Source organism: Streptomyces sp. NPDC051664 (assembly GCF_044453545.1).
In the GTDB taxonomy this organism is placed as follows: Bacteria; Actinomycetota; Actinomycetes; order Streptomycetales; family Streptomycetaceae; genus Streptomyces.
The window spans coordinates 108478-130969 of record NZ_JBITCU010000007.1 but is presented as its reverse complement, the minus strand read 5'-3'; the positions used below and the strand labels follow the sequence as shown (position 1 = coordinate 130969).

25 protein-coding genes, 3 tRNA genes and 1 pseudogene are annotated in these 22492 nt (G+C 68.8%); 9 read left to right on the top strand and 20 right to left on the bottom strand.

From position 1 onward, the window contains the following. Nucleotides 1-21 precede the first annotated feature (21 nt). From rplL to ACIA8E_RS15895, 8 genes are all read right to left on the bottom strand, one after another. On the bottom strand, nucleotides 22-405 hold the full coding sequence (gene rplL / locus ACIA8E_RS15930; RefSeq protein WP_030977928.1) for a 50S ribosomal protein L7/L12: 384 nt from the start codon (nucleotides 403-405) through the stop codon (nucleotides 22-24). An 85-nt stretch (nucleotides 406-490) separates the two neighbouring features. After that, nucleotides 491-1051 (bottom strand): 50S ribosomal protein L10, encoded by a 561-nt coding sequence (gene rplJ, locus ACIA8E_RS15925; RefSeq protein WP_030914107.1) that lies wholly within the window; start codon nucleotides 1049-1051, stop codon nucleotides 491-493. Nucleotides 1052-1327: 276 nt separating this feature from the next. Beyond that, entirely contained in the window at nucleotides 1328-2224 is an 897-nt protein-coding gene (locus ACIA8E_RS15920; RefSeq protein WP_399298368.1) for a hypothetical protein, read from the bottom strand. Between the two features lie 157 nt (nucleotides 2225-2381). Then, nucleotides 2382-3104, bottom strand: a complete 723-nt coding sequence (rplA, locus tag ACIA8E_RS15915; protein WP_399298366.1) for a 50S ribosomal protein L1 — start codon at nucleotides 3102-3104, stop codon at nucleotides 2382-2384. Between the two features lie 79 nt (nucleotides 3105-3183). Then, a complete protein-coding gene (gene rplK, locus ACIA8E_RS15910; protein WP_030977920.1) occupies nucleotides 3184-3618 on the bottom strand; it encodes a 50S ribosomal protein L11 in 435 nt (144 codons plus the stop codon). Nucleotides 3619-3794: 176 nt separating this feature from the next. Next, nucleotides 3795-4709 carry a transcription termination/antitermination protein NusG gene (gene nusG / locus ACIA8E_RS15905; RefSeq protein WP_399298364.1) on the bottom strand — a complete coding sequence of 305 codons (915 nt, stop codon included), beginning with the start codon at nucleotides 4707-4709 and terminating at the stop codon, nucleotides 3795-3797. Between the two features lie 73 nt (nucleotides 4710-4782). After that, nucleotides 4783-5070, bottom strand: a complete 288-nt coding sequence (gene secE, locus ACIA8E_RS15900) for a preprotein translocase subunit SecE (RefSeq protein ID WP_267003030.1) — start codon at nucleotides 5068-5070, stop codon at nucleotides 4783-4785. 106 nt (nucleotides 5071-5176) lie between these two features. Beyond that, nucleotides 5177-5249 (bottom strand) — tRNA-Trp (locus ACIA8E_RS15895). A 224-nt stretch (nucleotides 5250-5473) separates the two neighbouring features. On the opposite strand from ACIA8E_RS15895, the gene ACIA8E_RS15890 reads away from it, so the two are divergent. Together ACIA8E_RS15890 and ACIA8E_RS15885 are read left to right on the top strand one after the other, a co-directional pair. Beyond that, nucleotides 5474-6700 (top strand): aminotransferase class I/II-fold pyridoxal phosphate-dependent enzyme, encoded by a 1227-nt coding sequence (locus tag ACIA8E_RS15890; RefSeq protein ID WP_391092055.1) that lies wholly within the window; start codon nucleotides 5474-5476, stop codon nucleotides 6698-6700. 159 nt (nucleotides 6701-6859) lie between these two features. Beyond that, nucleotides 6860-7882, top strand: coding sequence for an adenosine deaminase (locus ACIA8E_RS15885; RefSeq protein ID WP_399298361.1), 1023 nt, complete (start codon nucleotides 6860-6862; stop codon nucleotides 7880-7882). A gap of 37 nt (nucleotides 7883-7919) precedes the next feature. On the opposite strand, the gene ACIA8E_RS15880 is transcribed toward ACIA8E_RS15885, so the two are convergent. After that, a complete protein-coding gene (locus ACIA8E_RS15880; RefSeq protein WP_399298359.1) occupies nucleotides 7920-8531 on the bottom strand; it encodes a TetR/AcrR family transcriptional regulator in 612 nt (203 codons plus the stop codon). 86 nt (nucleotides 8532-8617) lie between these two features. Here ACIA8E_RS15880 and ACIA8E_RS15875 point away from each other — a divergent pair, with 86 nt between their 5' ends. After that, nucleotides 8618-9253 (top strand): NAD(P)-dependent oxidoreductase, encoded by a 636-nt coding sequence (locus tag ACIA8E_RS15875; protein WP_399298357.1) that lies wholly within the window; start codon nucleotides 8618-8620, stop codon nucleotides 9251-9253. A 54-nt stretch (nucleotides 9254-9307) separates the two neighbouring features. Here ACIA8E_RS15875 and ACIA8E_RS15870 read toward each other — a convergent pair whose 3' ends face one another. The 8 genes from ACIA8E_RS15870 to ACIA8E_RS15835 all read right to left on the bottom strand — a co-directional run bounded on the left by ACIA8E_RS15870 (nucleotide 9308) and on the right by ACIA8E_RS15835 (nucleotide 14109). Further along, a complete protein-coding gene (locus ACIA8E_RS15870; RefSeq protein ID WP_399298355.1) occupies nucleotides 9308-10363 on the bottom strand; it encodes a UDP-N-acetylmuramate dehydrogenase in 1056 nt (351 codons plus the stop codon). A 72-nt stretch (nucleotides 10364-10435) separates the two neighbouring features. Beyond that, entirely contained in the window at nucleotides 10436-11896 is a 1461-nt protein-coding gene (locus tag ACIA8E_RS15865) for an MFS transporter (RefSeq protein WP_399298353.1), read from the bottom strand. 75 nt (nucleotides 11897-11971) lie between these two features. Next, entirely contained in the window at nucleotides 11972-12520 is a 549-nt protein-coding gene (locus ACIA8E_RS15860) for a TetR/AcrR family transcriptional regulator (RefSeq protein ID WP_399298351.1), read from the bottom strand. A gap of 143 nt (nucleotides 12521-12663) precedes the next feature. Further along, complete coding sequence (locus ACIA8E_RS15855) at nucleotides 12664-13092, bottom strand: MaoC family dehydratase (protein ID WP_399298349.1); 429 nt, start codon at nucleotides 13090-13092, stop codon at nucleotides 12664-12666. Continuing rightward, nucleotides 13092-13544: a MaoC family dehydratase N-terminal domain-containing protein gene (locus tag ACIA8E_RS15850; RefSeq protein WP_399298347.1), complete on the bottom strand. Its 453-nt coding sequence runs from the start codon at nucleotides 13542-13544 to the stop codon at nucleotides 13092-13094. Before ACIA8E_RS15850 ends, ACIA8E_RS15855 begins: the two co-directional genes overlap by 1 nt. Before the next feature lie 118 nt (nucleotides 13545-13662). Further along, complete coding sequence (gene rpmG, locus ACIA8E_RS15845) at nucleotides 13663-13827, bottom strand: 50S ribosomal protein L33 (RefSeq protein WP_003956487.1); 165 nt, start codon at nucleotides 13825-13827, stop codon at nucleotides 13663-13665. Nucleotides 13828-13916: 89 nt separating this feature from the next. Next, nucleotides 13917-13989: transfer RNA gene (locus ACIA8E_RS15840), tRNA-Met, on the bottom strand. Nucleotides 13990-14036: 47 nt separating this feature from the next. Further along, nucleotides 14037-14109: transfer RNA gene (locus tag ACIA8E_RS15835), tRNA-Thr, on the bottom strand. 333 nt (nucleotides 14110-14442) lie between these two features. Between ACIA8E_RS15835 and ACIA8E_RS15830 the strand changes: the two genes are divergently transcribed. The 3 genes from ACIA8E_RS15830 to ACIA8E_RS15820 all read left to right on the top strand — a co-directional run bounded on the left by ACIA8E_RS15830 (nucleotide 14443) and on the right by ACIA8E_RS15820 (nucleotide 17896). Then, nucleotides 14443-15720 (top strand): amidohydrolase family protein, encoded by a 1278-nt coding sequence (locus tag ACIA8E_RS15830; RefSeq protein ID WP_399298345.1) that lies wholly within the window; start codon nucleotides 14443-14445, stop codon nucleotides 15718-15720. Nucleotides 15721-15754: 34 nt separating this feature from the next. Next, nucleotides 15755-16411, top strand: coding sequence for an SDR family oxidoreductase (locus ACIA8E_RS15825; protein ID WP_399298343.1), 657 nt, complete (start codon nucleotides 15755-15757; stop codon nucleotides 16409-16411). Nucleotides 16412-17716: 1305 nt separating this feature from the next. Beyond that, on the top strand, nucleotides 17717-17896 hold the full coding sequence (locus tag ACIA8E_RS15820) for a hypothetical protein (RefSeq protein ID WP_399298341.1): 180 nt from the start codon (nucleotides 17717-17719) through the stop codon (nucleotides 17894-17896). Nucleotides 17897-18204: 308 nt separating this feature from the next. Here the strand turns inward: ACIA8E_RS15820 and ACIA8E_RS15815 are convergent, their stop codons facing one another. Further along, nucleotides 18205-18600 carry a hypothetical protein gene (locus ACIA8E_RS15815; protein WP_399298339.1) on the bottom strand — a complete coding sequence of 132 codons (396 nt, stop codon included), beginning with the start codon at nucleotides 18598-18600 and terminating at the stop codon, nucleotides 18205-18207. 195 nt (nucleotides 18601-18795) lie between these two features. Between ACIA8E_RS15815 and ACIA8E_RS15810 the strand changes: the two are divergent. Further along, nucleotides 18796-19131 (top strand): annotated as a pseudogene (locus ACIA8E_RS15810) (IS30 family transposase); the annotation flags it as partial. Nucleotides 19132-19325: 194 nt separating this feature from the next. Here the strand turns inward: ACIA8E_RS15810 and ACIA8E_RS15805 are convergent. Further along, a complete protein-coding gene (locus tag ACIA8E_RS15805; RefSeq protein ID WP_399298337.1) occupies nucleotides 19326-19703 on the bottom strand; it encodes a hypothetical protein in 378 nt (125 codons plus the stop codon). Between the two features lie 275 nt (nucleotides 19704-19978). Between ACIA8E_RS15805 and ACIA8E_RS15800 the strand changes: the two genes are divergently transcribed. Continuing rightward, the gene (locus ACIA8E_RS15800; protein ID WP_399298335.1) at nucleotides 19979-20458 is read left to right on the top strand and encodes a hypothetical protein; all 480 of its coding nucleotides are present in this window, start codon (nucleotides 19979-19981) and stop codon (nucleotides 20456-20458) included. 434 nt (nucleotides 20459-20892) lie between these two features. Continuing rightward, nucleotides 20893-21603, top strand: a complete 711-nt coding sequence (locus ACIA8E_RS15795; protein ID WP_399298333.1) for a hypothetical protein — start codon at nucleotides 20893-20895, stop codon at nucleotides 21601-21603. A 310-nt stretch (nucleotides 21604-21913) separates the two neighbouring features. Here ACIA8E_RS15795 and ACIA8E_RS15790 read toward each other — a convergent pair whose 3' ends face one another. After that, nucleotides 21914-22123, bottom strand: a complete 210-nt coding sequence (locus ACIA8E_RS15790) for a hypothetical protein (RefSeq protein ID WP_399298331.1) — start codon at nucleotides 22121-22123, stop codon at nucleotides 21914-21916. Nucleotides 22124-22492 lie beyond the last annotated feature (369 nt).

Sequence of the window (22492 nt, the reverse complement as noted above, 5' to 3'; positions counted from 1 at the left end):
CGAGTCAGAGGACTCGCAGGGTCACTTGACCTCGACCGAGGCGCCGGCGCCCTTGAGGGACTCGGCAGCCTTCTCGGCGGCCTCCTTGGCGACCTTCTCGAGGACGGGCTTCGGGGCGCCGTCGACGAGGTCCTTGGCCTCCTTCAGACCCAGGGAGGTCAGCTCACGCACGACCTTGATGACCTGGATCTTCTTCTCGCCGGCACCGGTGAGGATGACGTCGAACTCGTCCTGCTCCTCGACGGCCTCGGCGGCAGCAGCAGCGCCACCGCCGGCGGCAACGGCGACCGGAGCGGCAGCCTTGACGTCGAACTTCTCCTCGAACGCCTTGACGAACTCGGAGAGCTCGATGAGGGTCAGGGTCTCGAACTGCTCGAGCAGCTCGTCCTGGGACAGCTTCGCCATGATGGCGTCCTTCCACTAAGTCGGCAGGTGCCGGGTGTATATGAAGGCGGGCGTACGGGCCCGCTGCGAGCCGTGGAGCGGAGTGTTACTCCGCCACCTCGGCGTCGGCGGGAGCCGGCGTACCGGCACCGCCCTGCTCGACCTTGGCGCGAAGAGCGTCCGCGGTGCGGACGAACTCCGACAGCGGGGCCTGGAAAGTCGCCGCGGCCTTGGCCATCGACGCCTTGATTCCACCGGCCACCTTGGCGAGCAGAACCTCGCGGGACTCGAGGTCCGCGAGCTTCTTGATCTCATCGGCGGACAGCGCCTTACCGTCAAGGACACCGCCCTTGATGATGAGGTTGGGGTTGTCCTTGGCGAAGTCACGAAGACCCTTCGCCGACTCCACCGGGTCACCGGTGACGAAGGCAACCGCCGTCGGGCCTGCGAACAGGTCGTCCAGCGTGTCGATCCCGGCCTCGTTGGCCGCAATCTTGGTCAGCGTGTTCTTCACCACGGCGTACTGGGCGTTCTCACCGAGCGAACGGCGCAGCTGCTTGAGCTGTGCCACGGTGAGACCCCGGTACTCGGTCAGCACAGCGGCGTTCGAGCTGCGGAACTGGTCCGCGAGCTCGGCTACCGCGGCAGCCTTGTCGGGCCTTGCCATGAGCGTCGGCCTCCTTCCGGGTGATGAGGACCGCTCAGAAGGGGCCGGGAAAGACGAAACGCCCCGGCACAAGTGCCAGGGCGCAGCTCGACCGGACAAAAGTCCGGGAGCGTTCCACAGTCACCTGCGCAGGTCGTCCGCACTCAACGGATCCTTCGGTCACTGCCCCCTCTTACGAGAGCACAGCAACGACCAGCGGTCTTTGGCTTCTGTAGGAGAGTACGCGACCGGGGCCGCGCCGAGCAAATCCGTCCCGGTTCGGGCGGTGCGGGAGGTTTAAGACGCGCCGGCAGCGCTGCCCTGCTGCTGCTCCAGAAGCTTCTGGAAGTCGACGGTGTCGGAGGCCGGGGGCTCCTCGACCGTGACGTCGGTGCCGTAGTCGCTGTAGAACACCGTGGAGTTCAGCTCGCCGGTCTTCATCCGGCCGCGCTCGGTCTTCTTCACCAGCAGCTCGTCCTTGTCGACCCAAATGTCGACCTTCTCCGTCGTGATGCCGGCGTCGCTCAGCTGCTTCTTGAGCTCGGCGAGCTGATCGCCGTCGATGGCGGAGTTCTCGGCACTCAGCTCGGCGACGTCGACCGTGCCGGAGTAGTGCGTCGTGGCGACGCCCCGTACGTCCTCCTGGCCGACCTTCTTCACGTCACCCGAGGCCAGCAGCGCCTGCACTCCCTGGCCGGGGGTGCTGCTCTGCAGCTGGTCCTTCATCACGTCGCCGGAGGCGCCCGCCAGCTCGGCCAGGTCGTCGTAGGAGTAACGGATCCAGTGCTTGCCGCCCGCCTGCCTGGCGAACGTCTCGCCCATGTTGGCGACGTACCCGTCCTTGAAGTAGCGGGCCTGCATCGTGCCGTCACCGCCGGCCTGCTTCAGTGCATCACCCATGGTGCCGCCGGTGTACGTGATCTCCATGGTGCCGGTCATGCCGTCGGACCAGTCCATGGCACCGGTCTGCTTCATGGACATCGTCGTGCCCATCACCGTGGTGCCTTCGATCCTGGCCGAGCTGGCACCGCTGGTCTTCTTCTGCACACTGCGCAGCGCCGCGATCGGGTCGGCCCTGACGACGCCACCGGCGCCGCTGCCGGTGTCGTCCCCTCCCCCGCAGGCCGCCACCGCTGTCAGCGCCGCCAACACCGCAGCCGACAGACACACGCGTCGCACGGTCATCGTCGTCATCGTCTTCTCCACCCTCGCTCCGTACGGTCGCCTCACGCCGACGCACGGCGCGGACGGCCACTGCTGCGTACAAGAACGAGGACGGGCCCCGCACCTCGAAAGGTTGCGGGGCCCGCCCATGTCACTCGAGACGCGGCTTTCGTACGAGCGCGGAGGCTCAGACGGCGGCCGGGTCCTCCTCGACGAGGAGGTTACGGGTGCGGTTGCCGTCCAGCGGGATGCCGGGACCCATCGTGGTGGCCAGGGTGGCCTTCTTGATGTAGCGGCCCTTGGCGGCGGACGGCTTCAGACGGAGGATCTCGTCCAGCGCCGCGGCGTAGTTCTCGACCAGCTTCGTCTCGTCGAAGGAGACCTTGCCGATGATGAAGTGCAGGTTCGAGTGCTTGTCGACGCGGAACTCGATCTTGCCGCCCTTGATGTCGTTGACAGCCTTCACGACATCGGGGGTGACCGTACCGGTCTTCGGGTTCGGCATCAGACCACGCGGACCGAGCACGCGGCCGAGGCGGCCGACCTTGCCCATGAGGTCCGGAGTGGCGACGACGGCGTCGAAGTCCAGACGGCCCTTCGCCACCTCGTCGATGAGCTCGTCGGCGCCGACGATGTCGGCGCCCGCGGCTTCCGCGGCCGCAGCACGGTCACCGGTCGCGAAGACCAGGACCCGGGCGGTCTTGCCGGTGCCGTGCGGGAGGTTCACGGTGCCACGGACCATCTGGTCGGCCTTGCGCGGGTCTACACCCAGGCAGAACGCGACCTCGACGGTGCCGTCGAACTTGGTGCTGGCGGTGTCCTTGGCGAGACGGACGGCCTCGAGGGGGGCGTAGTTGCGCTCCCGGTCGATCTTGGCGTCCGCAGCGCGGAGGTTCTTGCTGCGCTTCACTGCTGCTCCTGTGGTTTCAGGTGTGGAGGCGTGGTGCGGGCCAGCGCTTGGCCCTACCACTGAGGGACGACGGGGCTGATCAGCCTTCGACCGTGATGCCCATGGAACGGGCGGTGCCGGCGATGATCTTCGACGCGGCGTCCAGGTCGTTGGCGTTCAGGTCGGGCATCTTGACCGTGGCGATCTCGCGGACCTGGGCGCTCGTGAGCTTCGCGACCTTGGTCTTGTGCGGCTCGCCGGAGCCCTTGTCCACACCTGCGGCCTTGAGGATGAGCTTGGCAGCCGGCGGGGTCTTCGTCACGAAGGTGAAGGAGCGGTCGTCGTAGACCGTGATCTCCACCGGCACGACCATGCCACGCTGCGACTCGGTCGCGGCGTTGTAGGCCTTGCAGAACTCCATGATGTTGACGCCGTGCTGGCCGAGCGCGGGGCCGACCGGCGGGGCCGGGTTGGCCGCACCGGCGTTGATCTGGAGCTTGATAAGCCCCGTGACCTTCTTCTTCTTGGGAGGCATTGCTCTCTCCGGGTCCTAGTGAGAGTTTTTCGCCGTCATCCGGATCATCCGGATGCAGGCATACCGCACAACGATAACGGGTATAGCTGCGCGACCAAAAACCGAGCAGGTCAGACAGGCTGTAGAGCCTGTCTGACCTGCTCGGTAGGCATGTGTCCAGAAGTCGGCGAAAACCGTCAGTTCTTCTGGATCTGGTCGAAGCTGAGCTCGACCGGGGTTTCGCGACCGAAGATCTCGACGAGGCCCTTGACCTTCTTCGAGTCGGCGTTGATCTCGTTGATCGTCGCCTGCAGCGTCGCGAACGGGCCGTCGGTGACGGTGACCGAGTCGCCCACCTCGAAGTCCAGCACCTGGACCTCGACCTTGCGGGACGGAACCGGCTTGCCCTCGGCCTCGGCGGCCTCGCGGGCGGCCTTCTCCTCGGCCTCCGGGGCGAGCATCTTGACGATCTCGTCCAGGGTCAGCGGGTACGGGTCGTAGGCGTTGCCCACGAAGCCGGTGACACCGGGAGTGTTGCGCACGACGCCCCAGGACTCGTTCGTCAGATCCATGCGCACCAGGACGTAACCCGGGAGCTTGTTCTGACGGACGTTCTTGCGCTCGCCGTTCTTGATCTGGACGATCTCTTCCTCGGGCACTTCGGCCTGGTAGATGAAGTCCTCGACGTTGAGCGAGACGGCGCGCTGCTCCAGGTTGGCCTTCACACGCTTCTCGTAACCGGCGTACGTGTGGATGACGTACCACTCGCCGGGGAGACCACGGAGCTCGTCACGCAGAGCGGTGACGGCGTCGACCGGAGCGGCCGGCTCGGCCTCTTCCTCGGTCTCGTCGTCGCCCTCGTCCTCGGTCTCGTCGTCGCCCTCGGCGGCCTCGTCCTCGCCGGACTCCTCGTCGGAGTCGGCCGCAGCGGCCTCGTCCTCGACGTTCACGGCGGCCTGCTCGGCGGGCTCACCCGCGGCGTCGGCGTCGGCAGCTTCGGCCTGGTCCGGCTCCACAGCGTCAGCCGCCTCGACGATCTCGGCCTCGTCCTCGGCGGACTCGAAGGCGCCCGCCGTCGGCTCGACGGCGTCGTTCAGGTTCGGGTCAGACACGGTGGCTGCTTCTTCCTGGATACAAATGGGTGGAACATGCGAAAGGGGCGCCCATGAGGCGCCCTCCGCGGGATCAGCCGAAGACGTACTTGATGACCCGCTGGAATCCGAAGTCAATCACGGTCACAAGACCAATCATGACGACCACGAAAACAATCACCACGGACGTGTACGTCGTCAGCTGATTGCGAGTCGGCCAGACAACCTTGCGCAACTCGGCGACGATCTGACGGTAGAACAGCGCGAGACGACCCATGGGGCCCTTCTTTCCGCGCTTGCCGCCCTTCCGAGTCCTCTTCTTGGACTCGGGTACTTCATCCTCAGCATCAGGCATGTCGATGGAGCCCACGGCGTCCGTCACGCTTCTCACCTGATTCCGGGTCATGGCCGTGCCGCGCCCGGTGGAGCCGCACGGCGGTGCATTGAAGTACGTACATGCGCACACATCCTGGCGAAGGAGTGTGTAGCAGGGCCGGAGGGACTTGAACCCCCAACCGCTGGTTTTGGAGACCAGTGCTCTACCAATTGAGCTACGACCCTTTGTGGTTTCCACCAACCTACCGCATCTCCCCCGATGCTCCGGGTGCAGGAAGGGTCCGGCTGGTGAAGGCCAACGACAGGTGAGTGTACGTGCTCAGCGGCCCGGCGTCGAACAGATAGCTCCGGACAACTCCTGTCCGGTTCTTGTCCGCATGCTGTCCGGGTGCTGTCCGGTCCCTGAAACCCCTGTGCCGACCGGGATTGCGGTCTGGGAGCATGGGCCCATGAGCGCTGCAACTTCTCCCTCCGAGCGCCGGGTCTCCGCCCGCATCGGTGCAATCTCCGAGTCCGCCACTCTCGCCGTCGACGCCAAGGCCAAGGCCCTCAAGGCCGCCGGCCGTCCGGTGATCGGCTTCGGTGCCGGTGAGCCCGACTTCCCGACCCCCGGCTACATCGTCGATGCCGCGGTCGAGGCCTGCCGCAACCCGAAGTACCACCGCTACACCCCGGCGGGCGGGCTCCCCGAGCTCAAGGCCGCCATTGCAGAGAAGACGCTGCGCGACTCCGGGTACCAGGTCGACGCCTCCCAGATCCTGGTGACCAACGGCGGCAAGCAGGCCATCTACGAGGCGTTCGCCGCGATCCTCGACCCGGGCGACGAGGTCATCGTCCCGGCGCCGTACTGGACCACCTACCCCGAGTCGATCCGTCTCGCCGGCGGTGTCCCGGTGGAGGTCGTGGCCGACGAGACCACCGGCTACCGGGTCTCCGTCGAGCAGCTGGAGGCGGCACGCACCGAGCGCACGAAGGTCGTCCTCTTCGTCTCCCCGTCGAACCCGACCGGTGCGGTGTACAGCGAGGCCGACGCCAAGGCGATCGGTGAGTGGGCCGTCGAGCACGGCCTGTGGGTGCTCACCGACGAGATCTACGAGCACCTGGTCTACGGCACCGCGAAGTTCACCTCGCTGCCCGCGCTCGTGCCCGCCCTGCGCGACAAGTGCATCGTGGTCAACGGTGTCGCCAAGACGTACGCGATGACCGGCTGGCGCGTGGGCTGGCTCATCGGCCCCAAGGACGTCGTCAAGGCCGCGACCAACCTGCAGTCGCACGCCACGTCCAACGTCTCCAACGTCGCCCAGGTCGCCGCGCTGGCCGCCGTCTCGGGGAACCTGGACGCGGTCGCCGAGATGCGGACCGCCTTCGACCGCCGCCGCCAGACCATCGTGCGGATGCTCAACGAGATCGACGGCGTGCTGTGCCCGGAGCCCGAGGGCGCGTTCTACGCGTACCCGTCGGTGAAGGCGCTGCTCGGCAAGGAGATCCGCGGCAAGCGTCCGGCCACCTCGGTCGAGCTGGCGGCGCTGATCCTGGACGAGGCCGAGGTCGCGGTCGTTCCGGGCGAGGCCTTCGGCACGCCGGGCTACCTGCGGCTGTCCTACGCACTGGGCGACGAGGACCTCGTCGAGGGCGTGTCGCGGCTCCAGAAGCTGCTGGGCGAGGCGAAGGACTGACCTCCGCGCCCTTCCGCTCAGGTGCCCCCCGGCCGAGGCCGGGGGGCACCTTTTTTGTGCACGCTTTCGATCGAGCTGTCGTACGAGCTTGCGTTCGAGGATCAACTCAATGGGGAATCCCGCTACCGCCACAGCCCTCGGGTACGGCAGGATCTTCGAATGGAGCGTGACGTACGGCTGTTGCCCAAGGCCCACCTGCACTTGCATTTCACCGGGTCGATGCGGCCCACGACGCTGCTCGAACTCGCCGACAAGTACGGCGTACGGCTGCCCGAGGCGCTGACCGGTGGCGAGCCGCCCAGACTGCGGGCGACGGACGAGCGCGGCTGGTTCCGCTTCCAGCGGCTCTACGACATCGCCCGGTCCTGCCTGCGGGCGCCCGAGGACATCCAGCGGCTGGTGCGCGAGACGGCCCAGGAGGACGTCGCGGACGGCTCCGGCTGGCTGGAGATCCAGGTCGACCCCACCTCGTACGCCCCGCTGCTCGGCGGGCTCATCCCGGCGATCGAGATCATCCTGGACGCGGTGGACTCCGCGGCGCGCGAGACCGGGCTCGGGATCCGTGTGGTGATCGCGGCGAACCGGATGAAGCACCCCTTGGACGCGCGGACGCTGGCCCGGCTCGCGGTGCGGTACGCGGACCGCGGTGTCGTCGGCTTCGGGCTCTCCAACGACGAGCGGCGCGGGATGGCGCGCGACTTCGACCGGGCCTTCTCCATCGCCCGGGAGGGCGGGCTGCTGGCGGCTCCGCACGGCGGCGAACTGGCCGGACCGTCGAGCGTGCGGGACTGCCTGGACGACCTCGACGCGGCCAGGATCGGCCACGGCGTCCGGGCCGCCGAGGACCCGCGCCTGCTGCGCAAGCTGGCGGAGCGCGGGGTGACCTGCGAGGTGTGCCCGGCGTCGAACGTCGCCCTGGGCGTCTACGAGAAGCCTGCGGACGTACCCCTGCGCACCCTGTTCGAGGCCGGCGTGCCGATGGCGCTCGGCGCGGACGATCCGCTGCTCTTCGGGTCCCGCCTCGCCGCGCAGTACGAGCTCGTACGGCACCACCACGCGTTCACCGACGAGGAGCTGGCGGAGCTGGCACGGCAGTCGGTGCGGGGGTCGGCGGCGCCCCCCGACGTACGGGCGCGGCTGCTGGCTGGGGTCGACGACTGGCTGGCAAAGCCGGCCGACTGAGGGCACCCCTGTGGCGGGCCTGAGCCTGTGCGTGGACTCAGGCCTGTGTGCCGATCCCGTGCAGCACTGTCCGTGCGACGGAAGCGGCGAACTCGTCCAGAGACTGCGGCGGTCGGCCCTCCTCCGTCGCGTCGTACGCGAACGCGCGCTGGACACAGGCGCCGAGCAGCAGCGACGCGGCCGCGTAGGTGTCGGCGCCGGGCCGCACGCGGCCGGCCGCCTGTTCGCTGTGGAGATAGCCGGCGACGCCCCGGATCGGCACGTGCGGGCCGGTGCCGAGCTCGCGCATGGCCGCGTCGTGGCGGCTCTTGAGCCGCGGCTCGGCATAGAGCGAGGCGGCGATCGGGAAGCTCTGGGCGTAGAAGAGCGCGGCCTCTCGGGCGATGTCGGTGAGATTCTCCTCGACGGTCCGCTCCCCCGCCCCCGCGTCGGCGGTCAGCCGCTGCAGCAGCCGGTTGAGCTTGGGCAGCCGTTCCTTGAGCACGGCCACGAACAGTTCTTCCTTGCTGGGGAAGTGCTTGTAGAGCGCCGCCTCCGAGCAGCCCGCGGCCCGGGCGATCTCCTTGGTGGTGGCCCGTGCCAGGCCGATGGTGAGCATCAGCTCGTGGGCGGCGTCGACGATGCGGACGCGGGCCGGCTTCTGCTCCATGGGCACTCCAATGAGGCTTGACGCGTGGTGAGTATCCGCTCACTCTAGGGGTGAGTGAATACTTACCCACCTTGGGAGGGTGCGCAATGAGACTCACGGTGTTCGGCGCGACAGGCGGCATCGGCCAGGAGATCGTCCGCCAGGCCGTGGCAGCGGGCCACGAAGTGACGGCGGTGGTCCGCGATCCGGCGCGGCTGCCGGTTCCGCTCTCCGACGTCACGGTCCACACCGCGGCGCGGATCGACGATCCGGAGGGGCTGCGCGAGGCGGTCGCCGGGCGGGACGCGGTGCTCTCGGGGCTCGGCTCGCACGGCCGGAAGGCCGACGGGATCGCCGAACGCCTCACCGGCTCGGTGATCCGCGCCATGGAGGCCGAGGGGACGCGGCGGCTGCTCGTGGTGAGCGCGGCCCCGGTCGCACCGAAGCCCGCGGACGATCCGCTGCTGGACCGGATGATGCTGAAGACGATCGGCGCGATCCTCAAGGAGGTCTACGCCGACCTGACGCTGATGGAAGGTGCGCTGGCCCGCAGCGCCACGGACTGGACGTCGGTGCGGCCGCCGAAGCTCACCAACGGGCCGCTGACGGGGACGTACCGGACGGTCTACGGCAGCAACCCGCGCAGCGGCAGGTCCATCTCGCGGGCCGATGTGGCACACGCGATGCTGGCACTGATCGACGATCCGGCGGCGGTCAAGCAGGGCGTGGGCGTGGCGTACTGACGCCCTGCCCCCGCACACCTCCAGCGGCCCTCGAAAGGCCCGTAAGGCGGGGACTCAGAGGCTGACGCCGACCGTCACCGGCTCATTGACGAGCGTGACGCCGAAGACGTCCTGGACCCCTGCCACGACCTCGCGGGCCAGCGCGAGCAGATCCTCGGTGGTCGCCCCGCCGCGGTTGGTGAGGGCGAGCGTGTGCTTGGTGGAGATACGGGCGGGGCCGGTGCCGTACCCCTTGGTGAAGCCGGCCCTGTCGATGAGCCAGGCCGCCGAGGTCTTGGTGTGTCCCCCGTCCGCCGGGAAGGCGGGGGGCGTCACCTCGGGACCGAGCCGGTCCTTGGCGCGGGCGAGGAATGCCGCGTACTGCGCGGCGTCGAGGATCGGGTTGGTGAAGAAGGAGCCCGCCGACCAGGTGTCGTGGTCCTCGGGGTCGAGCACCATGCCCTTGCCTGCGCGGAGCCGCAGGACGGTCTCGCGGGCGGCCGTCGCAGGCACCCGTTCGCCCTGCTCGACGCCCATGGCGCGGGCCGTTTCGGGGTACTTCAGGGGCGCGGAGAGACCACCCGCGTCTTCCAGCTCGAACCGGACCCGCAGCACCACAAAGCGGTCGGGTTCGGCCTTGAAGCGACTGTGCCGGTACGAGAATGCGCACTCGCCGTTCGGGATGGTGACCGTTTCGCGGGCGTACCGGTCGTAGGCGACGACCTCCGTGATGGTCGACGCCACCTCCTGACCGTACGCACCGACGTTCTGGATCGGCGTCGCGCCCGCGGAGCCGGGGATTCCGGCCAGGCATTCGATACCGGCGAGGCCGGCTTCGACGGTCCGGGCGACCGCGTCCGTCCAGACCTCTCCGGCGGCCAGTTCCAGCGCCGTGCCGGCCAGCTCGAACCCCTTGGTCGCGATGCGTAGGGCGGTGCCGTCGAAGCCCTTGTCGCCGATGACCAGGTTGCTGCCGCCGCCGATGACGAGGAGCGGCGTACCGCTGTCGTCGGCCTCGCGCACGGCTGCGACCACCTCGGCGTCGGTCGTCGCCGTGAGGAGGCGGGCCGCGGGGCCGCCGAGCCGGAAGGTGGTCAGGGGGGCGAGGGGGGCGTCGTGGAGTTCCTGCACGGGGACAAGAGTACGGTCCGTGGCCCCGCCGCTCGGGCGGGGCCACGGACCGCGTACGCAGTGGGCCATGGATCAGGCGGCGACCGGGGCCCGCCCCTCGGCCGGCTCCGCACCCGCCATCGCGGCCGACTCCGGGTCCGCCTGGGGCGCCTGTGCGGTGCGGCGGCCCGGGATCAGCAGGGCGGCGGCCGCGGCGAGCGCCACCACCCCGGCGCCGATCCAGACCGCCGGAACGGTCCCGTCCGTGAAGGACTCCGCGGAGCCGTAACCGCCCTGCGCCGAGAAGACCGAGCCGAGCACCGCGACACCGAGGGCGCCACCGACCTCGCGCAGGGAGTTGTTGGCGCCGGAGGCGATGCCCTGCTCGGCGGGGCGGACGCTGGACATCACCAGGCTGGCGGCCGGCGCGAAGTAGAGCGCCATTCCGATGCCGCCGATCATCAGGGCGGGCAGCTGGGCGGCGTACGGGGCGTCGGGGGCGATGACCATGGCGAAGAGGGCCAGTCCGACGGCCTGGAGCGCGAGGCCGGTGACCACGACCGGACGGCCGCCGAACCGGTCGGAGAGATATCCGGCGATCGGGGCGACCAGCATCGGCATGCCCGTCCAGGGCAGCATCCGCAGCCCGGCCTCACTCGGCGAGTAGCCCAGCACACCCTGGAAGTACTGGCTGAGCAGGAAGATCGAGCCGAACATCCCGAGGAACATCAGCAGGCCGGCCATGTTGATCCCGAAGAAGCCGCGGTTGCGGAAGAGCCGCATGGGCAGCATCGGGTTCTTCGCGTGAAAGCCGTGGTGGATGAATCCGCCGATCAGCGCGGTGCCGGCGATCAGCCCGGTGAGGACCGTGGGGCTGGTCCAGCCGTCGGCGTTGGCGTTGACCAGCCCGTAGACGATGCCGAAGAGGCCGCCGCTGACCAAGAGGGTGCCGGGAATGTCGAGACGGGCGTTCGGGGCGTACGACTCCGCCAGGCGCAGCCGGGCCAGCGGCAGCAGAACCAGGCCGATCGGCACGTTCAGCCAGAAGATCCACTGCCAGGAGAGGTGCTCGGTGAGGCTGCCGCCGATCAGGGGCCCGCTGGCGACGGCCAGTCCGGTGAAGGCGCTGAAGATGCCGAGCGCCATGCCGCGGCGGGCGGCCGGCACGGCGACCGTGAGCAGGGTGAGCGTCAGCGGCATCATGATCGCCGCACCGACCCCCTGGACGGCCCGGAAGGCGATCAGCTCGTTGATCCCGGACGACAGGGCCGCGGCGGCGGAGGCGCCGGTGAAGACGGTGAGCCCGGCGAGGAAGAGCCGTCGCCGCCCGAACCGGTCACCGAGGGCCGCACCGAACATCAGCAGAACGGCGAAGGTCAGGGTGTACGCGTTCACCGTCCATTCGAGCTCCGCCAGTTCGCCGCCGAGGCTCTTGCGGATGGAGGGCAGGGCGGTGGTGACGACGAGATTGTCGAGCGCCGCCATGAAGCCGGCGACGCTGGTGATCACGAGGGCCCAAACCGCTCCTGAGCGGCCTGCGGCGTGCTGGTTCACTGCTCCCCCTGAGGGTTAGTTATTGATGACTAACTTTTCTGGGCAGAAAACCGGGCCGAACCCGGGTCGCGCTGTTCAGACGGTCGGCCGAGCCGAGGGGTAGAAACCGGCCCACACCCGATGGTCGGACGGGAAGCCGAGCGAGGCCAAGGTGTTGATGAGCATGCCGTAGGCGAGGAATGTCGTGGTCTCGCCGGCATCGGCGCCGAGCGCGAGGTGGATCTCGTCCCACATCTGCAGCCAGCCGGCCCGCGCCGACTCGCCGAACTCGTGGTCCCCGGCGGCCTCGGCCGCGGCGATCGCCGCGTACATCTGCATCTGCATCTGCAGCTTGTCGGGGTCGTCGACGATGAGGCGCTGATACGCCTCCGCCATGGCCTGGAGCGCTTCCTCGCCCTCCAGGCCGTCACCGGCCTCGGCGAAGACCTTCCGGGTGTCCGCCAGGCAGCGGTCGGAGGCGGCGAGGAACATGGCCTGCTTGCTCGGGAAGAGGCGGAAGAGGTACGGCTGCGAGACACCGACCCGCTTGGCGATCGCCTCCGTGGAGGTGCCGTTGTACCCGCCGCGGGCGAACTCGGCGATCGCCGCGAGGATGACGCTCTCGCGTCGCTCTTCTGCACTCATCCTGGCCATGCAGCTAAGTTAGTACTCAATCACTAACTTGGTCAAGCGATATGCGTGAGCCCAGGAAAGCCGCACAAGGAGCCGACGCGTAAGGGGCACCCACCATGAGCGGGTGCCCCTTACGCACAGATCGACTCAGCAGCTCAGGCGAGCCGCACGACGGCGCGGGACATGCCCAGCACCTTCTTGCCCTCACTCATCGCCGTCAGGTCCACCCGCACCTGGTTGTCGTCCAGCAGGGCCGCCACCTTGGCGCTGACCTCGACCAGCGCACCCATGTCGTCGTTCGGCACGACGACCGGCTTGGTGAACCGCACCCCGTACTCCACGACCGCACCCGGGTCCCCGGCCCAGTCCGTGACCACCCGGATCGCCTCGGCCATGGTGAACATGCCGTGCGCGATCACATCCGGCAGCCCGACCTCACGCGCGAACTTCTCGTTCCAGTGGATCGGGTTGAAGTCACCGGAGGCACCCGCGTACTGCACCAGCATCGCGCGGGTCACCGGGAACGACTGCGCGGGCAGCTCCGTACCGACCTCGACCGACTTGTACGCAACCTTCGCCGTCATCACGCCTCCTCGGCGGCGCGCGCCACCAGCTTCGTCCACGCGGTCACGACATGCTCGCCGGCCTCGTCGTGGACCTCGCCACGGATGTCGAGGATGTCGTTGCCCGCCAGGGACTTGATGCCCTCGATCGTCGAGGTGACCGTCAGCCGGTCCCCCGCCCGCACCGGACGCACATACGTGAACCTCTGGTCACCGTGCACGACACGGCTGTAGTCCAGGCCCAGCTGCGGGTCCTGCACCACCTGCCCCGCAGCCTTGAACGTGATCGAGAAGACAAAGGTGGGCGGCGCGATCACATCGGAATACCCGAGCGCACGAGCAGCCGCTGGATCCACATACGCCGGATCGGAGTCGCCCACCGCCTCGGCGAACTCACGGATCTTCTCCCGGCCGACCTCGTACGGCGCGGTGGGCGGATAGGTCCGCCCCACGAAGGACTGGTCGAGCGCCATGGGCTCGCTACCTCCTGATGGAAAGACGAATGGGCCGAAGAGCAGCCCTGCACAGAACAGCCCTATACAACGACACGAGGCCGCCCCCAGTGGGGACGGCCTCGTGTACGAGCCTGTTTCAGCGGGTTTCGCGGTGCGCAGTGTGCGAGTTGCAGCGCGGGCAGTGCTTCTTCATCTCAAGACGGTCCGGGTTGTTACGCCGGTTCTTCTTGGTGATGTAGTTCCGCTCCTTGCACTCCACGCAGGCCAGCGTGATCTTCGGGCGGACGTCGGTGGCAGCCACGTGAGTGCTCCTTGGACGGACGGATGGACGGATGAACGCAAAAAAGAGTAGCCGATCGAAGGACCGACCCCACAATCGGCTACCGTAAGTAGCGGTGACCGGACTTGAACCGGTGACACAGCGATTATGAGCCGCTTGCTCTACCGACTGAGCTACACCGCTTTGATGCCGAGTCCCCCCGCCGCGAGGCGGGGTTCCCCGATCACCAGAGCCCCAATACGGAATCGAACCGTAGACCTTCTCCTTACCATGGAGACGCTCTACCGACTGAGCTATTGGGGCGAGCGATGAAGACATTACACGGTCCTTCGCCGATCGCCCAAATCCGTTTCGGAGCCCCCCGCCGAGACGTAGATCGCCGCCGCCCCGATCCCTTGGATCGGCCACTCGTCCCCAGCCGGTCGAAGACCGGACCGGCCACCTGATCAGCGACTTGATCCACCCCCGGCCACCCCCGGTCCGGCCACCGCACCGACCGTCCCGGCCCCCCACACCCGCCCCGTACGCCGCGTCAGGCCACACCGGTACGACTATTTCGCCCCTGCTCGAACCGGGACGAACACGCCCCTAGGCTCGACTCACTCTGCGTGATCTTGCAACCCGTTCAGGAGCACGATGCCCGACAGCCAGCCACGGCAGCCGGACGACCCCGCCGCCGACTCCACCAGCACCACCGAAGCCACCCCGCTGGTGCTGTGCGGCGCCCGTCTCACCGACGGCCGCATCGTGGACGTACGGCTCGGCAGCGGCCGCATCGAAGCTGTCGGCACCACAGGCAGCCTGACCGCACCCGGCGCCCGTGTGGACCTCCGCGGCTACCTGCTGCTCCCCGCCCCCGCCGAACCCCATGCCCACAGCGACACCGCCCTCACGGCCGACAGCGCAGGCCCACACAGCCTCGGACCCGCCTCGCACCACCCCGAGGACATCCAGCGCCGCGCCACCGAAGCTGCCCTCCTGCAACTCGGCCACGGCGCCACCGCACTGCGCTCACACGTACGGATCGGCGACGCAACCGGGCTCGCCCCGCTCGAAGCGATACTGCAGGCACGCCACTCACTGCGCGGACTCACCGACCTCACCCCGGTCGCCGTACCCCGCCTGCTCACCGGAACCGCGGGCGCCGACAGCCTCGCGATGCTCCGGGACGCGGTGAAGATGGGCGCCGGCGTCGTCGGCGGCTGCCCCGACCTCGACCCCGACCCGGCCGGGTACGCCGAAGCCGTCCTGGACATCGCCGCCGAACACGGCTGCCCCGTCGACCTGCATACGGACGGTGACGATCCCGCCCGCCTCACCCGCCTCGCCGCAATGGCAGCCGGACTGCGGCCCGGAGTCTCGATCGGCCCGTGCGCCGGCCTCTCCCACCTCCCCCCGCAGACCACGATCCGCGCCGCCGATCAGCTCGCCGCCGCCGGAGTGACCGTCATCTGCCTCCCCCAGGGCGGCTGCTGCGGGGCGGAACGTCGAGGCACGGCACCGGTACGGCTCCTGCGCGCGGCCGGGGTACACGTAGCGGCCGGCAGCGGGGCGCTGCGCGACGTCGCCAATCCGGTCGGCCGAGGCGACCCGCTGGAGGCCGCCTACCTGCTCGCCTCACAGAGCGGACTACGGGCCGAGGACGCGTACGACACGGTGTCCACCGCCGCCAGAAGGGCCATGGGGTTGCCCGAAGTCCGCGTCGAAGCGGGCTTCCCCGCCGAACTCCTCGCCGTACGCGGCGAACAACTCCCGGGCGTGCTCTCCCTCGCGTACAGCCGGATCGTCGTGCATCGCGGACGAGTAGTGGCACGCACGAGCGCGGTACGCGAGTACTGCGACTCGGAGGCCGTCGTGGCCCTCGACCTGCCACGCCAGGGGCGACCGGATTTCGGTCCGGGCGGCGGGCCTTGAGCGAGGCGGCGCGCTGCGGCGTACGGTCGTGACCATGCGCATTGTCATCGCAGGTGGACATGGTCAGATCGCGCTGCGGCTGGAGCGGCTGCTCGCTGCGCGCGGGGATGAAGCGGCAGGCATCATCCGCAATCCGGAACAGCGCGAGGACCTCCGGGCGGCCGGCGCCGAACCGGTCGTCCTGGACCTCGAATCGGCCACCGTGGACCAGACGGCCGAGGTCCTGCGCGGCGCCGACGCCGCGGTCTTCGCAGCCGGCGCGGGCCCCAACAGCGGTACGGAACGCAAGGACACGGTGGACCGCGGCGCGGCAGTGCTCTTCGCGGACGCCGCGGAACGGGCCGGCGTACGGCGCTACATCGTGGTGTCGGCCATGGGTGCCGATCCGGACCACCCGGGCAACGAGGTCTTCGACGCATACCTGAGAGCCAAGGGCGCCGCCGACGCGTACGTACGTTCCAGGACGGCACTCGACTGGACGATCCTGCGCCCCGGAATGCTGACGAGCGACGCAGGCACCGGCCAGGTCCAGCTGTCCGTCTCGACGGGACGCGCACCGGTGCCGCGCGACGACGTGGCGGCAGCGCTGCTGGAACTGCTGGACACCCCGGCGACGGCCGGCCTGACGCTGGAACTGATCTCGGGGAGCGTGCCGGTGACGGTGGCGGTGAAGGACGTCGCCGGGAACTGAGGGGCCGGCTGCGCGGCTCCGGGTTCCCGGAACCCGTTCGACGGTGATCACACGCAACCACCGTCGAACGCCCCCTCATGCCCCTCACCAACTCTTGATCGCACGGGCGTTCTTGGGCCGGACGAGTGACGACCTCTACGCATGTCGTTGTCGCATTCAGCGCCCCGTCCGGCTGTCCGGCCGCGACGGGAGGAGGAAGCGTGAGTCGCACAACGGCCCTGATCCGCACGGCCACCTGCCGCGTCGCGCGTGGCCTCCATGAAGCCATCGGAAGCCAACAGCTGACCGCACGCCAGTCGGCCCAGCACGTGGGGCCGGCTGGGCAGTCTCGTCGCCGAGGCCGGACAGGCAACGGGCGATGCCCACCGGGACCAGGCGTCGGCAGCCCTCACCGCGGACATCGCTCCCACCGGCGCCAAGCCGTCCAGCCAGTGCTTGACTGCCTGCCGACAGCTGTGAGGCGCCCCGGGCTCCCTGCAGGCGCCGCCGGTCCTCCGGTCGGTCCTATGCTGCGGGCGGCCACGTGCGGCCGGCCTGAGGGGGGCGTTCATGCGGCTTCCCCCGCGATGCACTGATCGCAGCCAAGTCGGCGATCAACGCCATCAGCCTGCCGGCTCCTGCCGAAGTACGCGCAGACGCCGCGCTGTTCCAGCAGCTCGTCCGAGGCGAGGGAGTACAGCAGCGCACCGCTGAGTTGTTCAAGCAGGGCTTACAGACCCGCGGTGCCACCGAACTCGGCCTCGGAGACGCCCTGGGCGACTTGAAGGCCGTCGACTGACTCACTGAAGACGGTGTCCTACGTGGTGGCCTCGACGATCGCTGTTGAACTGGCCGGCCAGGTCCGGGTCACCCAACGCACGACTGATATCCCGGTCCGTAACGTGAAATGCACCGGCGCGTCGGTTGGCCCTGATTTCCTGTACCTCGGCCCACACATGCCCCACGGCCACCCGAGTCGAGCACATGGCGAACGCCCCCACTCCGGTCGGGTACGCGTCGACTCGCCGGCGAACCACAGGGTCGACTACCTCACCAGCACCCAGTGCTGCATTTCGCCGCGTGTCACCGTCTGTAACTGCGAGTGTCCCCGTCCGGTCATGGAGGGTTGAACATCCTCCGGTCGGTCTCAGTCGGCGGCGGCTCGGCGGCAGCGCCTTACCCGTCGTGGCCGTCCCTCCCGTTCCTTCCCCTATGGCCAGGCCTACCGTAATGACCGTGTTCCCCGTCTCGCCCGTGCCTGCCGTCCCTGCCTGGCGGACCGGAGGGGCCGCGCGGACCGGGAGGGCCGGAGGGTCCGGGCTCGACGTGGTGCGCCTGGAGGTCGATGTGCTGTGTCTGCAGATCGTCGATCTGCATTTGGTGGGCGACGAGTGCAGCCGACTGCGCGACAAGCACGCCGATCAGCACGGCGCCGAGCGCAAGGGGGCGCCACGGTCTACGCGGCGTTTCGTTTACGGTGCTCACATCATCCCTCACAGTGCGTGACGGCGAAAGTGTAGATGCCGAGGAGCTGGAGGAGGCGGACCTCCTCCTCGAGTCCGCCCCGCGCCGACCCGACAGCCCCCGAGTTCGCCCATCCCTGCACGGAGCCGCTGAAGCATTGAGGCGAAGCGCGACCTCACGGTTCGCCGGCACAGGACAACGGCCACCCAAGTCGAGCGCATGGCCGCGCGTCGGCTTATGGCCAACCACAGGATCGACTACCTCACCAGCATCCAGTGCCGCAGTTCATCGCGTGTTGCCGTCTGTAACTGCGAGCGCCCCCGTCCGGTGATGAAAGGGGTGAACATCTTCTAGTGCATGACGGAGGAGCTGCCCGGGAAGGCTCTGCCGTCGGCCTCTCCACGGCGACTCCGGGTCTCAGTCGGCGCGGGCTCGGCTGCAGCGTCTTGACCGTCCTTCCCGTCCTTGCCCGGCGGGCCGTCACGGCCCTCGCGCCCATCCCGCCCGTCCTTCCCGTCCTGCCCGTCCTTCCCGTCCTTGCCCGGCGGGCCGGGGGGGCCGGACGGACCAGGCGGGCCGGACGGAGCGGAGGCACTGGGTTCGACGAGGTGCCCCTGGATGTCGATGTGCTGCGTCTTCAGATCGTCGAGCTGCTCTTGCTGGGCGACGATCGCAGCCGACTCCACGATGAGCGCGACGATCAGCGCTGCCCCGAGCACAAGGGGGCGCCACGGTTTACGCAACATTTCAGTTACCCTGCTCACGTGTTGCCTCACTATGTGTGACGGCGGAAGTCTAAACGACGAGACGTTGGAGGAGGCGGACCTCCTCGTCGAGTGTCTGCCCCGTGGCGACCTCGAAGGCCCCACACGCACTGGTCAAAGCTGGGACAGCACGAATCAGGGTGAGACGAGGTGGACGCTGCCCGCCCATCTGGGGTGCGGTCCCTGACCTCGGATCAGGGCGCCGTGATGGCCGCCCACGGCTCGTTCACCATCGCCACCGACGTCCCGGCCTACTGCTGCGACCCGGCCAGCCCCTGGCGACGTGGCTCGCACGAAAACACCAACGGCCTGCTACGGCAGTACTTCCCCAAGGGCACCGGCCTGGCCGTCCACACCCGCGAACACCTCGACGCCATCGCCGCCGAACTCAACGGCCGACCACGCGAAACGCTCCGCTGGGAAACCCCGGCCGAGCGCCTGCATAAACTGCTCGCGGCCCGATGGGCTGAGGCACGATGCTCACCGCGCGGTAGTCGTGCCCGTCCTGTTTGAAGCCGGGGGCCTCCCAGTGGTCAGTGGTCCCGGCATTTGTCGTCGCCACCGCCGTTGTGGGGAGCCGACTTGTGGTCCGGGCGGTGCTTGCACTGTTTGACGGTCGGGGTGAGGGTTTCGGGATTTCCGCTGTTGGAGGAGTAGTTGGTGTCGCCGGAGTAGATCGCCGTGATGGTGTGCGTGCCGGTGCACTACTAACGGGTCAGCGTCTCGAAGCCGACATCTTCGCAGTACTGCACGACATGCGCCTCCGCGTTGCCGTCACCGTTGTTTATCGCCAACACCGTCTCCTCCCCCAAGGTGCGGCTTCCGCTGACGGTCTCATCCCGGAGCGGTCGCATCGCGAGGAAGACGTCCGGAGCGACGAGCCCGGCCTCCTCGTACGCTGGTGACTCCGGCGTGACCCCGACCGCGGCGTTCCGCGCCTTCTGCCACGTCCCCAGTTGCAGGCAGTAGTTCTCCCGCAGCCCGGTCAGCCGCTGCTCGTCCTTGCCCTCGGACGAGGAGCACCCCGCCGCCACCGCCACCGCCACCGCCACCAGGGCGAGGACTGGGACTACCGCCTTAAGCATGTGCACCACGTCATCCCCGGCTGAAACTGCGTCCGTTCGCCCCTGGCACCTGTATCTCCCGCAGCAGGGTACCCGTGTGGGACATCCAGGCCGCCTCGGCGGTCGCTGACTGAGCGGTGCAGCGCCCGTAGTGGCCAGGCCGGTGTGTCCCCGTAGTGCTGGATCCATGCCCGGGGGCGGGCGCGGCCGCTGGGGGACTGCTGGACTCCCGCTCTGCGCCTGCCGCTAAAGTGCGATGCTTGTTCGATTCGCCGCGGGGCGGAGGGGGAGGGGTTGTGAGCGCACAACTGAGGGACACCGCAGCTGAGTTGGCGGAGATATTGTGGCGGGAACACACCGTGTATAGGGAGCGGTCCGGCGGTGTGGTCATCCGGGGTGAGCATGTACGACGGTGGATCAGCCTCGCTCCGGCGGGCGGCCGGGACGAGCTTCTCGTACGCGCGGGGCGCATCCTGGACGGCGGCACCACCGCTCCGGCGCGTTCGGAGGCCGTGGTGCCCCTCTCCGCCGGTACGGGCGTGCTCGCCGCGACCTGCCGTCGCCTGCTCGCCGAGGCGGCGGCCGATGTGGCGCCGGTCGCGCCGGGACGGGCAGCGCCCAGGCGGTCCAAGCGATCCAATCGGTCCAATCGGTCCGGGAAGACCGCGCGGCCCAAAGGCACTGGGAAACACACCGGTTTCGGTTCATGGGTGATCCTCGCCTGCGTCGCCGGTGTCATCGCCCTGTACGTCTACAGCACCGCGATGCACGGCTGACCAGGGCGTGCGTGAGGCCGTGATCAATGTCCGGGTTCTGCCTGTCGGTTGGTCCGGTGTGCGGCGTCCTGTGACAGCGAACCTTGATCATTGCCATCGAAGTTCGGCGATCGTGACGTCGCGCCGCCGAAGGTTGACCATGCAGGCGCGCACCCATTGAGCTCGACGAAGCCCTCTCGTCCACTGCTCCACTCGGATCCCACGATCCGTTCCGCCCTTCGACTGCCCCCATCGCGGCTGGCATTGCCGGGTTACGGAAGCCACTACCTCTCCCGGACTGCCGTCCGACCTCGTTGTGTTCCGACTTGCGGCTACTGGAAGCTGGGCGGAGGGGGTAAGCGATGACAACACGGGCGAGGGCCCACAGCACGGGCAGGCGGCCGGGCAAGGATGGTGCCGGCCGACGATCGCCGGGCCGGACGCGATTCACGGGCGTGTTACTGATCCTGCTGTCCCTGATATCGGCAGCAGCCTGCTACTTGGTGTTCGCCTGGTGGCTGCCCTCCGACAGTGAGCGCTACAAGGACTACCGCGCGGCCGAGCCGTGCTCCTCCCGCGCAATGCGGCAGGGCCGGACGGACTGCCTGAGCACCTGGCACCTCACCGTGGTGAAGACGGCGGTGGACAAGGCCGTCGGGAGGAGCGTCGCCAACGAGGCGACACTGACGTATCAGGACTCCTGGCGGGGAACCGTGTCCTTCGGCAACCCGGGACCGCTCCTGAGACGGCTCAAGCCCGGCGACCGGGTCACGGCCACCGCCTGGCGGCACGACATCGTGGTGCTCAGCAAGGACGGCGTAGGGCAGAACACCTCGGAGGCCCCCCGTGACGAGATCCAGATGAACGCCGCGGTCGGCGTGCTCGCCGCGCTCTTCGCGGCTCAGGCCTTCGTGTTCGGTGCGGTGCGCCTTGCCAGTCCCCGTGACTACGAGCCCTTCATCTGGGACCCGTACGGCAAGCAGCTGCTCATCACCAGCACCGCGGCCTCTTTCGGGGTGGGCCTGCCGGCGGCGTGGATCGGAATCCCGTGGTGGGCCGTGCCCGTCATCGCCGTCCCCGCAGTGGTGTGCGCAACGGAGATCACCCACCACCGCCTGCGCCGCAACGCCGCAGGCAGGGGCAGTGCCGTACGCCGCACCCGATAGCGATCAGCCGCCGGAACGACAACTGCAACCACATACGACGAAGGGTCCCACCGCGGACGGTGGGGCCTTTCGTCATCGTGCCCGGTGAGGAACTGGCGGAGGATACGAGATTCGAACTGACTGTGGGCCTGGCACCACGATCGGCGTCTGCGGGGCATCGTCGATCGACGTGGGCGGCCGGCCAGCCTTTTCGGGCTTCCAGCATGAGCTTGGGAATCACGGACAGTCCAGCCGGTAGCGCTGTCGTGACGGGCCTACCGGCCGCCATGACGCCAGGGCCGTCATGCCCCGCCCATCTGGTCCGGCGCGCTCAGGTAATGCTTTCCGAGCGCCCGTCGGGGAAGTTGCACATGGAGGAGCGGTAGGGGCCGCCAGGGCTGACCGTTCCGCCCTGGGCCGTGCACTGTTCGGACGAGACGGCCGGATACGTCGCTGCCTGAGCGGCAGCGCCGCCGACGGCGCTCACGCCGGCGAGGGTTGCTGTGGCGAGGGCGAGGCCTAGCAGTCGTCGTATACGCATGGCTTTCTCCTCCCGAGTGCCCCTGGTTCGGTGCTTCGGGATGACCGGGCTTATGCCAGGGACGCCCTATTACCCAGAATGGGTGACGGTGAGCAGACCTGCGAATCGTGGCAGGCAGGAGCCGCAACCCCTCGGCGCTGGACGGGGCGAAGACAGAGGCAACCCCCAGCCGGGGTCTACGGCGCGCGCCGCGCTTGCGAGGCGCCTTGATGGGAAACACACCGGTTTCGATTCATGGGTGATCCTCGCCTGCGTCGCCGGTGTGATCGCCCTGTACGTCTACAGCACCGCGATGCACGGCTGACCAGTACTACAGAGACACATCAGCCTGGCCATACGGGAAGGGGCCGGGTCCCAGAGGCGGCCAGG

Bases quoted from the DNA above. Each gene is read 5' to 3' on its own strand.
- ACIA8E_RS15855 (WP_399298349.1), bottom strand. From the start codon at position 13,092: ATGACGGCGAAGGTTGCGTACAAGTCGGTCGAGGTCGGTACGGAGCTG.
- rplK (WP_030977920.1), bottom strand. From the start codon at position 3,618: ATGCCTCCCAAGAAGAAGAAGGTCACGGGGCTTATCAAGCTCCAGATC.
- ACIA8E_RS15860 (WP_399298351.1), bottom strand. From the start codon at position 12,520: ATGAGTGCAGAAGAGCGACGCGAGAGCGTCATCCTCGCGGCGATCGCC.
- ACIA8E_RS15830 (WP_399298345.1), top strand. From the start codon at position 14,443: ATGCCCGACAGCCAGCCACGGCAGCCGGACGACCCCGCCGCCGACTCC.
- ACIA8E_RS15790 (WP_399298331.1), bottom strand. From the start codon at position 22,123: ATGCGTATACGACGACTGCTAGGCCTCGCCCTCGCCACAGCAACCCTC.
- ACIA8E_RS15880 (WP_399298359.1), bottom strand. From the start codon at position 8,531: ATGGAGCAGAAGCCGGCCCGCGTCCGCATCGTCGACGCCGCCCACGAG.
- ACIA8E_RS15890 (WP_391092055.1), top strand. From the start codon at position 5,474: ATGAGCGCTGCAACTTCTCCCTCCGAGCGCCGGGTCTCCGCCCGCATC.
- ACIA8E_RS15850 (WP_399298347.1), bottom strand. From the start codon at position 13,544: ATGGCGCTCGACCAGTCCTTCGTGGGGCGGACCTATCCGCCCACCGCG.
- rplJ (WP_030914107.1), bottom strand. From the start codon at position 1,051: ATGGCAAGGCCCGACAAGGCTGCCGCGGTAGCCGAGCTCGCGGACCAG.
- ACIA8E_RS15815 (WP_399298339.1), bottom strand. From the start codon at position 18,600: ATGTTGCGTAAACCGTGGCGCCCCCTTGTGCTCGGGGCAGCGCTGATC.
- ACIA8E_RS15875 (WP_399298357.1), top strand. From the start codon at position 8,618: ATGAGACTCACGGTGTTCGGCGCGACAGGCGGCATCGGCCAGGAGATC.
- ACIA8E_RS15805 (WP_399298337.1), bottom strand. From the start codon at position 19,703: ATGCTTAAGGCGGTAGTCCCAGTCCTCGCCCTGGTGGCGGTGGCGGTG.
- ACIA8E_RS15825 (WP_399298343.1), top strand. From the start codon at position 15,755: ATGCGCATTGTCATCGCAGGTGGACATGGTCAGATCGCGCTGCGGCTG.
- rplL (WP_030977928.1), bottom strand. From the start codon at position 405: ATGGCGAAGCTGTCCCAGGACGAGCTGCTCGAGCAGTTCGAGACCCTG.
- ACIA8E_RS15920 (WP_399298368.1), bottom strand. From the start codon at position 2,224: ATGACGACGATGACCGTGCGACGCGTGTGTCTGTCGGCTGCGGTGTTG.
- ACIA8E_RS15885 (WP_399298361.1), top strand. From the start codon at position 6,860: ATGGAGCGTGACGTACGGCTGTTGCCCAAGGCCCACCTGCACTTGCAT.